The organism is Ornithinimicrobium cavernae, from assembly GCF_003121625.1.
GTDB classification, from domain to species: Bacteria; Actinomycetota; Actinomycetes; order Actinomycetales; family Dermatophilaceae; genus Ornithinicoccus; species Ornithinicoccus cavernae.
In genome coordinates this window covers 169,153-182,864 of the sequence record NZ_QDDJ01000002.1, presented here as the reverse complement: position 1 = coordinate 182,864, position 13,712 = coordinate 169,153, and the positions used below count along the sequence as shown (strand labels likewise).

Here is a 13,712-nt window from a genome sequence, read left to right as displayed (position 1 = left end):
TCGTGCGCCGCACCCTCCTGGTCACCAACGACTTCCCACCACGCCACGGCGGGATCCAGAGCTACCTGCACAACTTCGCGGCGCAGCTGCCGGCCCAGGACCTGACCGTCTTCACCTCCAGCTACCACCGGGCGGACATGGCGGCGTTCGACGCGCACCAGCCGTACGAGGTGCACCGGTCGAGACACACGATGATGGTCCCGACGCCGGACGTGGTGCGACGCGCGGCTGAGCTGGTCCGCAGTCACGCGATCGAGACGGTCTGGTTCGGGGCGGCGGCACCGCTGGGCCTGATGGCCCCGGCCCTGCGACGCGCCGGCGCACACCGCGTGATCGCCTCCACGCACGGCCACGAGGTCGGCTGGTGGATGTCCCCGGGGACCCGTCAGGCGTTGTCGCGCATCGCTGCCGGAGCCGACGTGGTCACCTACATCAGCGACTACACCCGGCGCCGGCTCGCGCGGCCGTTCCACCGCGCCGGAAGCACCGCCCACCTACCCTCGGGCGTCGAGACCGAGGTGTTCCGGCCGGATCCGGAGGCCCGTGCGGCGCTCCGTGAACGGTACGGGCTCGGAGACCGGCCCGTGGTGCTGTGCCTGTCGCGACTGGTGCCCCGGAAGGGAGCCGACTCGCTGATCAGGGCCATGCCGATGATCCGCCGGGACGTTCCCGGTGCAGCGCTCGTGATCGCCGGTGAGGGCAGCTACGAGAAGACCCTGCGCTCCCTGGCGGCACGTCACGAGGTCGGTGACGACGTGCTGTTCGTCGGCCGGGTCGCCCCTGACGAGATCGCCGCCCACTACGCCATGCCCGACGTGTTCGCCATGCCCTGCCGCACGCGGGGCGGTGGCCTCGACGTGGAGGGGCTCGGGGTGGTGTATCTCGAGGCGGCAGCCGCCGGGGTCCCCGTGATCGCCGGTACGTCCGGTGGAGCGCCCGAGGCGGTGCTCGACGGGGAGACCGGCCTGGTCGTCAACGGGCGTGAGACCGAGCAGGTCGGCCGTGCCGTCGTCTCCGTGCTCGGTGACCCGGACCGTGCGGCGCAGATGGGCGCGGCCGGCCGCGCGTGGGTGCGGAACCACTGGAGCTGGGAGATGCTCGGCGCCCGGTTGCGCGGGCTCATCGACGGGGATCGCTCCCAGGAGTCCGCAGGACCGTCGCTCTGAGCCGGCCCCGTGTCAGGGGCAGCAGGCACGAGGAGGGTGGCCTGTGCCGGGTCCGGCCGTGCGAGAACTGCCAGGTCAGCCGGCCTCGTGCCCGCCCCGGCGCCTCAGGTACTTCTCGAACTCCCGAGCGATGGCATCACCGCTCGCCTCGGGTAGGTCAACCGTGTCCTGCGCCTCCTCCAACGCCTCGACATACTCGGCGACCTCGTCGTCCGACGCGGCAAGCTCGTCGACCCCACGCTCCCACGCCCGGGCCTCCTCAGTGAGGTCGCCGTCGTCGATCACGCAGCCGAGCAGCTCCTCGAGTCGTCCGATGAGGGCGAGGGTCGCCTTGGGCGACGGGGGACCACCGGCGTAGTGCGGGACGGCGGCCCAGACCGACAGCCCCGGGAGCTCGGACTGGTGTGCCTGGTCCATGAGCACGCCCACGATGCCGCTCGGGCCCTCGTAGTTGCTCCGCTCCACGTCGTGCACCTCGCGCAGCTCAGGGTCCTCGGAGGTCACGGAGACCGGGATCGGCCTGCTGTGTGGCACGTCCGCGAGCAGCGCGCCGAGTGAGATCAGCAGCGACGCGCCCTGATCCACTGCCAGGCTGAGGATCTCGGACACATAGCTGCGCCACCGGATGGAGGGCTCGATGCCGAGCACCAGAATGACGTCCCTGCCCATGGGGGTGTCCCGCGCGAGCAGGACCCGGGTCGTCGGCCAGGTCAGCTGACGCTGCCCGTTCACCATGCTCACGCGGGGGCGGTTGACCTGGAAGTCGTAGTAGTCCTCGGGATCCATGACGGCGATGACCTCGGCGTCCCAGGCGCGCACCAGGTGCTCCAGGGCCCGGGTGGCGCTCTCACCCGCGTCGTTCCACCCCTCGAAGGCCGCGATGACGATCGGGTCGTCGAGATCGGGCACGTGCCGCACATCGATCATGATCAGCCTCCGCTCTGACAGGTATCCGCCAGCCTACGAGCCGGAGGGGGTAAACGGGTGCACCCGGGGTCACCTGGCCGGGTGGGCGTGCCCCGAGCAGGGCAGGCGAGGACGGCGGGACGGTGGTGCTCGAGAGTGACCGGAGCCCGGCTCTCGTCTGCCGGTGGATACCATCGGGTCCGTGATCCGTGAGTCTGTGCCCCTGCCCGCCGCGGTGCTCTGGGACATGGACGGCACCCTGATCGACACCGAGCCCTACTGGATGGCGGAGGAGACGGAGCTGATCGCCCGTGCCGGGGGCACGTGGACGCACGAGGACGCCGTCGAGCTCGTGGGCAACAGCCTGATCCGGTCGGCCGAGATCATCCTGGCCCGCACGCCGGTGACCGGCACCCCGGAGGAGATCGTGGACGTCCTGCTCAGCGGGGTGGTCGCCCGGACGAGGGCCTGTATGCCGTGGCGCCCCGGTGCGCGGGAGCTGCTCGAGGAGTGTGCGGGGCTGGGTGTGCCGAATGCCCTGGTGACCATGTCCTGGGCGCCCCTGGCAGACGTTCTGCTCGAGGGCCTGCCGGAGGGGACCTTCTCGGCGGTGGTGACGGGCGACCAGGTGGCCCACGGCAAACCCTCGCCCGACCCGTACCTCCTGGCCGCCGAGCGTCTCGGCGTGGCGCCCGCGGACTGCCTCGCCCTCGAGGACTCACCCACCGGCGTGCGCTCCGCGACTGCCGCTGGTGTGCCGACGGTCGGGATCCCGCACGTCGTGCCGATCCCACCCACGACGGGCATGGTCACCGTGGCCGGGCTGGAGGGGCTGGCTCTCCGGGACCTGATGGCGCTCACCGGACAGTTGCGCGTCGACCGAGCGGCCGGGCGCTGACCGGCAGCCGGGCGCTGACCTCCCAGCTGCGCGTCGACCGGGCAGCTGGGCGCTGACCCTGCCGCTGGCCGCTCCTGCAGAGGTCAGTCGGCCGCGTCGGCCGCAGGATCGGTCTGGCCGGTGGCTCGTGGGTCGAGCGCCCGGACGGCGGCGTCCTCCGGGAGTGGCGGGGGAGTGCCACCCCAGGCCGGGCAGATCGGTTTGTGGTGGCACCAGTCACACAGCCTGCTCCGGCTGGCTCGCCAGTCGCCGGTCTCGGCGGCACGCTCGATGGCCTCCCAGAGGGCCCTGACCTTGCGCTCGGTGGCCAGCAGGTCCTGCTCGTCGGGCGCGTAGCGCAGGATCTGTCCGTCCCGTAGGTAGACGAGCTGCAGCAGCGTCGGCAGGACACCACGGGTCCGCCACAGGACAAGTGCGTAGAACTTCATCTGGAAGAGCGCCTTGCCCTCCCACAGCTCCGATGGGGAGCGGCCGGTCTTGTAGTCGACCACGCGCAGGCGCCCGTCCGGGGCGATGTCGAGCCGGTCGACATACCCGCGGAGGACCAGACCGTCCACCTCGGCCTCGACGTAGAGCTCCCGTTCGGCCGGCTCCAGGCGGGTCGGGTCCTCGAGGGTGAACCAGGTGCGCACGAACCCGGCCGCCGCGTCGAACCAGGCCTGCTCACGGTCGGTGGGACCGTCGCCCGCCGCGGCGTCGAGTTCGCCGGGCTGGCCCGGTGTCGCAGTCAGCGCCGTCACCGTCCCGTTCGTCGGCCCCGGGAGGTCCTCCGAGGCTCCGACGAGCCCCGCGAGCTCGGGCTCGAGCTCGACGAGCCTGGCCCACTCCGTCGGCAGCAGCGCGACGGCTGCCTCGGGGGTGCGCTCGGCTGCGGGCAGGTCGAAGACCCGCTCCAGGGCGGCGTGGACGAGGGTGCCCCGCGCGGCGGCAGCACTCGGCGGCTCGGGCAGGCGGTCGATGACGCGGAAGCGGTAGAGCAACGGGCACTGCATGAAGTCGGAGGCCCGGCTGGGCGACAGTGCTGGCGTCATGACAAGCAGACTAGGCAATGCCACTGACGGTGGTGCCGACGTCTCCACACGCGCAGTTAGTGTTGCTGCATGACCGCGCCCCCGACCAAGGCGCCCGGGTGGCGCATCGGCCGACTCGCCGGCGCACCCGTCTACATCGGCCGCAGCTGGTTCCTGGTGGCGGGCGTCATCATCGTGCTGTTCGGTCCGGTGGTGCAGGACGCCCTGCCCGACCTCGCCGGGTGGGCCTACCTGGTGGCCGGCGCCTTCGCGGTCCTGCTGCTCGTCTCGGTGCTGGTGCACGAGGCCGCCCATGCCCTCATGGGACAGGCGTGCGGCTATGCCGTCAACCGCGTCGTGGCCGACTTCTGGGGTGGGCACACGGCCTATGACAGCCGGGACAGCACCGCCGGGCGCAGCGCGCTCGTCGCCATCGTCGGACCCCTCGCCAACGCCGCCCTGGCAGGTGTGGGCTGGCTGTGGCTCAGCCAGACCGAGAGCGGCACCATCGGTTACCTGCTGGCCGCAGGCTTCACCTGGGCCAACGGTTTTGTGGCGGCGTTCAACCTGCTCCCGGGTCTGCCCCTGGACGGCGGCTTCCTGGTCGACTCCCTGGTCTGGAAGATCACCGGCAGCCGGGGCGCCGGCATGGTCGTGGCCGGCTGGAGCGGCCGGTTGGTCGTGGTCGTGATCGCCTGGTGGCTCATCGGACGGCCGTGGCTGGCCGGACAGCAGGTCAGCACCACCAGCGTGCTGTGGCTGGTCGTCCTCGGAGGCTTCCTGTGGTTCGGGGCGAGCGAGGCCATCAAGGTCGGCCACGCCCGGCAGCGGCTGGAGGCCGTCCGGGTGGCGCAGTACCTCACGCCGGTGAGCACCGTGCCCGCTGACGGTCCGCTCACGGCGCTGCCTCCGCCCGCGGGTCAGCTCGTGCTCGGCACGGACCAGACCGGCCGTCCGGTCGGGGTCCTGGACCCCGCGGCGCTGACCACGGTGCCGCGGGAGGCCTGGCCCGACACGCGCGTCAGCGCGGTGCTGCAGCACCTGCCGTCCGCGTGGGTCGTGGCCGGCACGCCGGCGGACGACATGACCGACGTGGTCGTGGCGTTGCAGACCGACCACCTGCCGATGGTCGCCCTGCAGGGCCCCGACGGCCACGTCCACGGAGTCGTGCGGGCAGCTGACCTCTGAGGCACGGACACAGCCACCGGACAGCGGGACACCGACCACCACCAGGAGCCGTCTGGGCGTGCCGACCACGCGCACCTAGACTCTCCCGTTGTGACTGACGCCCCGGACGCCCCGCCGCCCAACCTGCCGGACCCGACCGGCGCCCCTCTGCGCCGTGGTCCGTTCCGGGAGGGCGACCGGGTGCAGCTGACCGACCCACGCGGCCGCCTCCACACCATCGCGCTCGAGGCCGGCAAGCAGTTCCACACCCACCGCGGCCACATCAGGCACGACGACCTCATCGGCGCACCGGACGGCACGGTGGTCCGGCACAGCTCGGGCACCGACTACCTCGCCCTGAGACCGCTGCTGTCGGACTACGTGCTGTCCATGCCACGCGGGGCCCAGGTGGTCTATCCCAAGGACGCCGGGCAGATCGTGACGATGGCCGACATCTTCCCCGGCGCCCGTGTCGTCGAGGCCGGCGTCGGGTCCGGTGCCCTCAGCCTCTCCCTGCTGCGAGCGGTGGGTGACGGTGGCCGCCTGTTCAGCTTCGAGCGACGTGAGGACTTCGCGGAGATCGCCCGGGGCAACGCCCGGATCTTCTTCGGCGCTGACCATCCCGCGTGGACGATCACCGTCGGGGACCTCGTCGAGGCCCTGCCCCAGACCGTTGAGCCCGGCACCATCGACCGGGTGGTGCTCGACATGCTCGCGCCGTGGGAGTGCCTCGACGTCGTGGGCGACGCGCTCACCCCCGGCGGCGTCCTGATCTGCTACGTCGCCACCGCGACCCAGCTCTCCCGGGTCGCCGAGGCCGCCCGCGCGGACGGCGGCTGGACCGAGCCGCGGGCCTGGGAGTCCATGGTGCGCGGCTGGCACCTGGAGGGTCTGTCGGTGCGGCCCGAGCACCGGATGCACGGACACACCGGGTTCCTGCTCACCACCCGCAGGCTGGCGCCGGGCACGACGGCGCCCCTGCGACGCACCCGGCCCGCTGCAGGTGCCTACGGGGAGGACTACACGCCGCCCGCGGAGGAGTGGACGGCCGAGGACCTCGGCCAGCGGAGCATCTCGGACAAGCGGGTGCGCCGGACGGTCCGCGACCTCAACCGCGACGTGGACCGGGTCTCCGGCAGGGACCCCGCCGCAGAGGACCACCGGACTCCGCACGCGGTCCGTCCCGGGCCCGACGACACCACCACGGGTGACCACGATGATCGGACCGAAGGCGTCTAGGCTGGAGAGACCCCCACTCAGAGGAGTCACCGTGTCCGAAGAGTCCCAGGACCGCCCCGCCGTCGCCGGGCACGCCCGTGTCCGTCTCCTCGAGCAGCGCATCCTGCACCTCGAGACCCGGCTGGGCAGCGTCACGGGCCAGAACGAGAAGCTCAGCACCACCCTCCAGCAGGCGCGCGCCCAGATCGTCCGCCTCCGTGAGGACCTGGACTCGATGGGCGAGCCGCCGCTGAGCTACGCCACCGTGCTGGAGCGTCACGAGGACGGTGCCGTCGAGATCTCCTTCGCCGGGCGCAAGCTGCAGGTGCGGGCCGTCTCGGACGTGCCGGCGAGCGCCCTCGCCCCCGGCCGCGAGGTCCTGCTCAACGACGCCCAGACCATCGTCGGGGTGGCCGAGTTCGAGCGCACCGGCGAGATCGTCACGGTCAAGGAGATCCTGGAGGACGGGCGCATCCTGGTCCTGGTGCGGGGTGACGAGGAGCGGGTGTGCCGCGCGGCCGGCTCCCTCGAGCCGCCGTACCGGGTGGGTGACGGCCTGCTCATGGACAGCCGTTCCGGCTTCGTCTACGAGCGGATCGCGATGTCCGAGGTCAGTGACCTGGTGCTGGAGGAGGTGCCCGACATCTCCTACGAAGACATCGGTGGCCTCTCCCGCCAGATCGAGATGATCAAGGACTCCGTCGAGCTGCCGTTCCTGCACACCGAGCTCTATGTCGAGCACCAGCTCCGGCCGCCCAAGGGGGTCCTGCTCTACGGTCCGCCGGGGTGCGGCAAGACGCTGATCGCCAAGGCGGTCGCGGCGTCACTGGCGCGGCAGTCCGCGGCACGCACCGGTCGCACGGACGCCAGCAGCTACTTCCTCAACATCAAGGGACCCGAGCTGCTCAACAAGTATGTCGGCGAGACCGAGCGGCACATCCGCACGATCTTCCAGCGGGCCCGGGAGAAGTCCAGCGACGGCACGCCCGTGGTGGTCTTCTTCGACGAGATGGAGTCGCTCTTCCGCACCCGCGGGTCGGGCGTGTCCAGCGACGTGGAGACCACGATCGTGCCGCAGCTGCTCGCCGAGATCGACGGCGTGGAGCGGCTGGAGAACGTCATCGTCATCGGTGCCTCCAACCGGGAGGACATGATCGACCCGGCCATCCTGCGACCCGGCCGGCTCGACGTGAAGATCAAGATCGAGCGGCCGGACGCCGAGGGCGCCCGGGACATCTTCACCAAGTACCTCACTTCGGACATCCCGCTGCACCCGGACGACCTCGCCGAGCACGGCGGCGACCGCGACGCCACGGTCGAGGCGATGATCGCCGCCGCCGTGGAACGCATGTACTCGCAGATCGACGAGAACAAGTTCCTCGAGGTCACCTACGCCGGGGGCGACAAGGAGGTCCTGTACTTCAAGGACTTCAACTCGGGCGCGATGATCCACAACATCGTCGACCGGGCCAAGAAGATGGCGATCAAGGACCTCCTCGTCTCGGGGTCCCACGGCCTGCGCGTCGACCACCTGCTCCAGGCCTGTGTCGACGAGTTCAAGGAGAACGAGGACCTGCCCAACACGACCAACCCGGACGACTGGGCGCGGATCTCGGGCAAGAAGGGCGAGCGGATCGTCTACATCCGCACCCTGATCTCCGGCAAGGACGGCACCTCACCGGGCCGCAGCCTGGAGCGCGGCAACACCGGCCAGTACCTCTGACGCGCACCGTCCACCATCCCGGGGCCTGACTGGTGCGCCCTGACGAGGGGAGGGGGTATGCCGACAGGTGCGTCGGCATACCCCCTCCCGTCAGGCAGTGGCTGACCGGGTCAGCCGTCGGCCACCTCCAGGTGGAGCAGCTGCCAGGCGGCGATGCCGCTCAGCAGGCCGCCCACGAAGGTGAGCAGGAGCCCCGGTCCGGGCATCCAGCCGGCCATGCCGACCTGGCTGAACATGTGCCAGAACTGCCACAGCGGGATGACGGTGGCGACCGCCGCGGCGATGACTGCCTGGGCGACCGCCAGCATGCGCAGCGGCACCAGCGCCCCGGCCAGGGCGAGCATCGCCACGGTGGCGGTCCACAGGCCGGGCCCGGACATGCCGGTGAAGTTGCCCAGCGGCGTGTAGAGCCACGGCAGGAACGCACCGATGAGCATCATCGCGCTGGCGGCGAGCAACCTCTTCTGTCCCGGCAGGAGACGCCGACGCGACGCGGCCACGGGTCTGCGCCCCACAACGGTCGTCACGCGTCGTCCTTCGGGTCGTGCTCGCCGTGCAGGATCTCCTCATCGAGGGCTCCCGCCGCGTGGGCAGCAACCAGCTCGCTGCGGCCCGGGTAGCGGATGTCCTCGACGAGCTGCTGCATCGCCGGTGTCGGCTTGGGCGTGAACTGCGAGACCACGATCGTCACGATGAAGTTGATCACCATGCCGATGGCACCGAAGCTCACCTCGTTGATGCCGAGGATGCCGTCGCTGTTGCCGTAGATGTCGATCGTCCAGATCTGGTAGGCCAGCGTCGTGCCGAGGCCGGCCACCATGCCCGCCGCAGCACCCGCCGCTGTGCACTTCTTCCAGAAGATCCCCAGGACCAGGATCGGGAAGAAGCTGGCCGCACCGAGCCCGAACGCCAGCGCGACGACCTGCGCCACGAACCCGGGCGGGTTGATGCCCAGGTAGCCGGCGACCACGATGGCAGCGGCCATCGCGATGCGGCCGACCATCAGCTGACGGGCCTCGGTGGCCTGCGGGTTGATCCGCTTGTAGTAGACGTCGTTGGCCACCGACGAGGAGATGACCAGCAGCAGACCAGACGCCGTAGAGAGCGCCGCAGCCAGGCCACCAGCCGCCACCAGACCGATGATCGGCGCCGGCAGGCCGGCGATCTCCGGTGTCGCCAGGACCACGATGTCGTTGTTGATCATCAGCTCGAAGCCCTCGCCCATGCCGCCGGCGACATCGATGAGGCCGTTGCCATTGAGGTCGTTGACGGTGATCAGTCCGACGTCCTGCCAGGACCGGAACCACTCCGGCTCGTCCCCGATCGTGGTGCCCGGGATGCTGTTGAGCACGTTGTACTTGCTGAAGGCACCGATGGCCGGAGCGGTCAGGTAGAGCAGCGCGATGAAGAACAGCGCCCACAGGGCCGAGTACCGGGCCGCGCGGACGCTCTTGGCGGTGTAAAAGCGCACGATCACGTGGGGGAGCCCAGCCGTGCCGAACATCAGCGCGGCGGTGATGAGGAACATGTTCAGCATGTTCATCTGGGTGAACGCGCCGGTGTACTCACTCAGCCCCAGGTCGGTCTGCAGGGCGTTGAGCTCGTCCATGATCTGCCCGAAGCCGATCTGGGGCACCGGGATCCCCGTGAGCTTCTGGGAGATCGCGATCGCCGGGATCAGGTAGGCGACGATCAGGACGGAGTACTGCGCGACCTGGGTCCAGGTGATGCCCTTCATCCCGCCGAGGACGGCGTACAGGAACACGATGACCATGCCGATGACGACACCCACCGTCGTGTCGACACCCAGGAACCGCTGGAAGACGACGCCGACACCGGACATCTGGCCGGCGACGTAGACGAACGAGACCACGATGGCGCAGACCACCGCGATCAGCCGGGCCGTCTCGGAGTACCGGTCACCCACGAAGTCGGGGACGGTGTACTTGCCGAACTTGCGCAGGTACGGCGCGAGGAGCATGGCCAGCAGCACGTAGCCGCCGGTCCACCCCATCAGGTAGACGGAGCCTGCGTAGCCGTTGCCGGAGAAGGCGATGATGCCCGCCATCGAGATGAACGAGGCCGCACTCATCCAGTCGGCAGCGATGGCCGCGCCGTTGGCTGGTGCCGGGATGCCGCCGCCGGCGACGTAGAAGCCGGCGGTCGTGCTGACGCGGCTGGCATACGCGATGTAGATGTACAGCGCGAAGCTCAGGCCGACGAAGATCAGTGTCCACAGCTGCACCGAGCTCATGAGCCGTGCACCTCGTCCTCGTACTCGGTGATCCCGAACTCCTGGTCCAGCTTGTCCATCCGCCAGACATAGATCGCGATGAGGATCAGGAAGGTGAGGATGGCGCCCTGCTGAGCGAACCAGAAGCCCAGGGGGACCCCCATGATCGAGAGGGTGTTGAGCTGCTCGACGAACAGGATCCCCGCACCATAGGACACGAGGGCCCACACGACGAGCAGGGAGGCCATCAGACGGAGATTTCGTTTCCAGTAGGACTGGCGGGCCGCGGCATCCATCAGGACCCCTCGGCACAAGGTTGGGTGGTAGCTGACACGGGGATCTCCTCCACAGTCGGGTCACGGCGTTGTGATACTCGACACGTTAGGGAGGCGGGGACGGCGGGGGCAGGAGGTCGTGACCGTGGCGCGGTCAGCGGCGGCAGTCGTCGCTAGTCGGCCCGCCCTGCTGCGACGAACGGTCCATCACGTGGGACGAACGGCTCGGCGGATCAGGTGCGCGTCCGCCAGCGGTCCTCGGGGTCCCAGGTGCCGCGGTCCAGGTCAACGCTCTCGGGGGTGTGCAGCCGGATCATGGTCTGGTTCACGCCCGGAGCCATCCGCCGCGGTGTCGCCAGCGACACCAGCACCATGACCAGGAACGCGACGGGCATGCTCCAGGCGGCTGGCTGGGCGAGCAGCGGCCCCCACCAGCCCTGCTCCGGTGCCCACACGATGGTGCCCAGCACCGCCAGCGTGGACAGACCACCCCCGACGACCAGCCCCGCGATGGCACCGGCGTCAGTGAGCCTGCGCCACCAGATCCCCAGCAGCAGCATCGGACAGAAGCTGGAGGCGGCGACGGCGAACGCCAGGCCGACCACATCGGCGATGCCCAGGGAGGGACTGAGCAGGGCCAGCGCGATGGGCACGATGAGGGCCAGGCTCGCCCCGAGCCGGAAGGCGCGCACCGGGTTCCGGACCCGGTGTCCGATCAGGTCCTGGGACAGCACGCCCGCCACCGAGATGGTCAGCCCAGAGGATGTGGAGAGGAAGGCCGCGAACGCCCCGGCGGTGACCAGGGCCGACAGGGCGTCGCCCGCCATCCCGTCGACGAGCCGGCCCGGCAGCAGCAGCACGACCGCATCGGTCCGGCCGGTCAGGAGCAGCTCGGGGGTGTAGATCCGGCCCAGCGCGCCGTAGACCGTCGGGAGCAGGTAGAACACCCCCAGCAGGCCGAGGACCGCGACGGTTGTGCGCCGGGCGGCGCGGCCGTCCGGGTTGGTGTAAAACCGCACGAGCACGTGGGGCAGGCCCATCGTCCCGAAGAACAGGGCCAGGATGAGGGAGTAGGTCGAGTAGAGCGGGTGGTCGCTGGCCGAGCGGAGCGGGAGCCGCCAGTCCTCACCGGCCAGGGGTGTGAGGTTATCCGCGTGGGGGATCTGCACGCCCGCAGGGAAGGTGATCTGCGTGCCACGGGCGAGGGTGTGGCTGCCGGGGGAGAGGCTGACCGGACCGTCCACTGACTCGCCGTCGACGGTGCCCTCCGCCTCGACCGCGATCGTCTGGAGGACCTCCACCGAGACACCGGTGGCGATGTCGACGACCGTCGGCTCGGCGAACACCGGTGGGCCGTCCTGGGTGATGCTCGGGGTCCCGTGCGACTGCCACACCAGCACGATGAAGATCGCCGGTAGGGCGAGGGCGGTCAGCTTCAGCCAGTACTGGAACGCCTGGACGAAGGTGATGCTGCGCATACCTCCCGAGAGCACCCCGACCAGGACGACGACGGCCACCAGGACCGGCCCCACCCACTGTGGTGCTCCGGTCACGGTGCGGACGGTCAGGCCGGCCGCCTGGAACTGGGGGAGCAGGTAGAGCCAGCCGATCGTCACGACGAGCACGCTCGCGGTGCGGCGTGCTGCCAGCGACTCCAGACGGGCCTCGGCGAAGTCGGGCAGGGTGTAGGCGCCGGACCGCCGCAGCGGGGCGGCAACGAGGACGAGGAGCACCAGGTATCCCGCCGTGTAGCCCACCGGGAACCAGAGCATGTCGGCCCCGTAGGCCAGGACGAGCCCGGCAACACCGAGGAACGAGGCTGCCGAGAGGTACTCGCCACCGATGGCCGACGCGTTCCACCAGGGGGTGACGGTCCGGGAGGCGACGTAGAAGTCGCTGGTGGTGCGCGCCGCGCGCACCCCCACCACCCCGACGAGGATCGTGGCCAGCGCCGTCAGCAGGATGGCGGCCAGCCCGGTGCTCGCGCTCATCGACGGTCGAGGAGGTCCACGAAGTCACGCTCCACCCGCTCGGCGTTGCGGGCATAGAACCAGGCCGCGCCGAGCAGGGCGGGGTAGACGACAGCGCCGAGGACGAGCCAGGGGAGGGTGATCCCGAACACGCTGATGCCGGTGACCTCTGGGAACAGCCGGAAAAAGAGCGGGAGGGCGGCCAGCACGCCCAGGGACACGGCGAGGACGGCCAGGCTGAGGCGCAGCTGCGAGCGGATCAGCGAGGAGAGATAGACCTCACCGAGACCGGTCTGCTGGTCGATCTCACGGGTGAGCGGCGTCGGTCGCATCCGTGGCCGTTGCCGGCTCGGGTGGGTGACCGTGACCCGCTCGGTCATCCGCCGGCCCGCCTCACCAGCAGGTCGCGGAGCTGGCGCGTGTGCCTCCGGCTGACGGCCAGCTCCCGCCCACCGACCACCACCGTGTAGCGCCCGCCGTCCACCCGGATCTCCTCCACGTGCTGCAGCGCAATGAGGTGGCTGCGGTGGATCCGGACGAACCCGGCCTCGGCCCAGCGCTCCTCCAGCGAGGCCAGCGGGGCACGGAGCAGATGGCTCCCCTCGACGGTGTGCAACCGGGCGTAGTCTCCCTGGGCGGTGACATAGCGGATGTCGCTGCGCCGCACGAACCGGGTGACGCCGCCCAGCTCCACCGGGATGGACTCGTCCTGCGGCTCGCTCGGTGCCGCGCCCGGGCCCTCGATGTGCTCCAGGGCACGCCCGAGAGCGGCCTCCAGACGCTCAGGGCGGTAGGGCTTCATGACATAGTCCACCGCCTGCACGTCGAAGGCGTCCACGGCATGGTTCTCGTAGGCGGTGACGAAGACGACGGCCGGCGGGCGCCGGAACCGGGCGAGGACGCGCGCCAGGTCCAGGCCGGACAGCCCCGGCATGCGGATATCGAGAAAGACGATGTCGACCTCCTCCTGCTCCAGCACCAGCAGAGCGCCGGCGCCGTCGGTGGCGGTGAGCACACGTTCGACGCGATCGTCCCGCGACAGCAGGTGCGCGAGCTCGCGCAGGGCTGGCGGTTCGTCGTCGACGGCGAGGACGCACGGCATACGAGGCAGGTTAGTCCCACGGTCAAGAGACGGGGCAGGCCCAC

At 70.5% G+C, this 13,712-nt stretch carries 13 protein-coding genes; 5 read left to right on the top strand and 8 right to left on the bottom strand.

Features of this window, described 5'->3' with window-relative positions:
• Positions 1-2: 2 nt before the first annotated feature.
• The gene (locus tag DA085_RS02630; protein WP_109471376.1) at positions 3-1,166 is read left to right on the top strand and encodes a glycosyltransferase family 4 protein; all 1,164 of its coding nucleotides are present in this window, start codon (positions 3-5) and stop codon (positions 1,164-1,166) included.
• A gap of 75 nt (positions 1,167-1,241) precedes the next feature.
• On the opposite strand, the gene DA085_RS02625 is transcribed toward DA085_RS02630, so the two are convergent.
• Positions 1,242-2,093 (bottom strand): PAC2 family protein, encoded by an 852-nt coding sequence (locus DA085_RS02625; protein ID WP_109471375.1) that lies wholly within the window; start codon positions 2,091-2,093, stop codon positions 1,242-1,244.
• A 181-nt stretch (positions 2,094-2,274) separates the two neighbouring features.
• Between DA085_RS02625 and DA085_RS02620 the strand changes: the two genes are divergently transcribed.
• Positions 2,275-2,970, top strand: a complete 696-nt coding sequence (locus tag DA085_RS02620; RefSeq protein WP_237565264.1) for an HAD family hydrolase — start codon at positions 2,275-2,277, stop codon at positions 2,968-2,970.
• An 83-nt stretch (positions 2,971-3,053) separates the two neighbouring features.
• Here DA085_RS02620 and DA085_RS02615 read toward each other — a convergent pair whose 3' ends face one another.
• A complete protein-coding gene (locus DA085_RS02615; RefSeq protein WP_109471374.1) occupies positions 3,054-4,001 on the bottom strand; it encodes a RecB family exonuclease in 948 nt (315 codons plus the stop codon).
• 69 nt (positions 4,002-4,070) lie between these two features.
• On the opposite strand from DA085_RS02615, the gene DA085_RS02610 reads away from it, so the two are divergent.
• The 3 genes from DA085_RS02610 to arc all read left to right on the top strand — a co-directional run bounded on the left by DA085_RS02610 (position 4,071) and on the right by arc (position 8,088).
• Positions 4,071-5,168, top strand: coding sequence for a site-2 protease family protein (locus DA085_RS02610; protein WP_109471373.1), 1,098 nt, complete (start codon positions 4,071-4,073; stop codon positions 5,166-5,168).
• Positions 5,169-5,258: 90 nt separating this feature from the next.
• Positions 5,259-6,386, top strand: coding sequence for a tRNA (adenine-N1)-methyltransferase (locus tag DA085_RS02605; protein ID WP_237565263.1), 1,128 nt, complete (start codon positions 5,259-5,261; stop codon positions 6,384-6,386).
• A 1-nt stretch (position 6,387) separates the two neighbouring features.
• Positions 6,388-8,088 carry a proteasome ATPase gene (gene arc, locus DA085_RS02600; RefSeq protein ID WP_419866496.1) on the top strand — a complete coding sequence of 567 codons (1,701 nt, stop codon included), beginning with the start codon at positions 6,388-6,390 and terminating at the stop codon, positions 8,086-8,088.
• A 110-nt stretch (positions 8,089-8,198) separates the two neighbouring features.
• On the opposite strand, the gene DA085_RS02595 is transcribed toward arc, so the two are convergent.
• The 6 genes from DA085_RS02595 to DA085_RS02570 form a co-directional block, all read right to left on the bottom strand.
• Positions 8,199-8,615, bottom strand: a complete 417-nt coding sequence (locus DA085_RS02595; RefSeq protein WP_202619078.1) for a hypothetical protein — start codon at positions 8,613-8,615, stop codon at positions 8,199-8,201.
• Complete coding sequence (locus DA085_RS02590) at positions 8,612-10,342, bottom strand: sodium:solute symporter family protein (RefSeq protein WP_109471371.1); 1,731 nt, start codon at positions 10,340-10,342, stop codon at positions 8,612-8,614. The genes DA085_RS02595 and DA085_RS02590 overlap by 4 nt, the downstream gene beginning before the upstream one ends.
• On the bottom strand, positions 10,339-10,617 hold the full coding sequence (locus DA085_RS02585) for a DUF4212 domain-containing protein (RefSeq protein WP_109471370.1): 279 nt from the start codon (positions 10,615-10,617) through the stop codon (positions 10,339-10,341). Before DA085_RS02585 ends, DA085_RS02590 begins: the two co-directional genes overlap by 4 nt.
• Positions 10,618-10,829: 212 nt before the next feature.
• Complete coding sequence (locus DA085_RS02580) at positions 10,830-12,587, bottom strand: sodium/solute symporter (RefSeq protein ID WP_109471369.1); 1,758 nt, start codon at positions 12,585-12,587, stop codon at positions 10,830-10,832.
• The gene (locus DA085_RS02575) at positions 12,584-12,946 is read right to left on the bottom strand and encodes a DUF485 domain-containing protein (protein ID WP_109471368.1); all 363 of its coding nucleotides are present in this window, start codon (positions 12,944-12,946) and stop codon (positions 12,584-12,586) included. Before DA085_RS02575 ends, DA085_RS02580 begins: the two co-directional genes overlap by 4 nt.
• Positions 12,943-13,668: a LytR/AlgR family response regulator transcription factor gene (locus DA085_RS02570; protein WP_109471367.1), complete on the bottom strand. Its 726-nt coding sequence runs from the start codon at positions 13,666-13,668 to the stop codon at positions 12,943-12,945. Before DA085_RS02570 ends, DA085_RS02575 begins: the two co-directional genes overlap by 4 nt.
• Positions 13,669-13,712 lie beyond the last annotated feature (44 nt).

Bases quoted from the DNA above. Each gene is read 5' to 3' on its own strand.
- DA085_RS02625 (WP_109471375.1), bottom strand. From the start codon at position 2,093: ATGATCGATGTGCGGCACGTGCCCGATCTCGACGACCCGATCGTCATC.
- DA085_RS02590 (WP_109471371.1), bottom strand. From the start codon at position 10,342: ATGAGCTCGGTGCAGCTGTGGACACTGATCTTCGTCGGCCTGAGCTTC.
- DA085_RS02575 (WP_109471368.1), bottom strand. From the start codon at position 12,946: ATGACCGAGCGGGTCACGGTCACCCACCCGAGCCGGCAACGGCCACGG.
- DA085_RS02615 (WP_109471374.1), bottom strand. From the start codon at position 4,001: ATGACGCCAGCACTGTCGCCCAGCCGGGCCTCCGACTTCATGCAGTGC.
- DA085_RS02610 (WP_109471373.1), top strand. From the start codon at position 4,071: ATGACCGCGCCCCCGACCAAGGCGCCCGGGTGGCGCATCGGCCGACTC.
- DA085_RS02580 (WP_109471369.1), bottom strand. From the start codon at position 12,587: ATGAGCGCGAGCACCGGGCTGGCCGCCATCCTGCTGACGGCGCTGGCC.
- DA085_RS02570 (WP_109471367.1), bottom strand. From the start codon at position 13,668: ATGCCGTGCGTCCTCGCCGTCGACGACGAACCGCCAGCCCTGCGCGAG.
- DA085_RS02585 (WP_109471370.1), bottom strand. From the start codon at position 10,617: ATGGATGCCGCGGCCCGCCAGTCCTACTGGAAACGAAATCTCCGTCTG.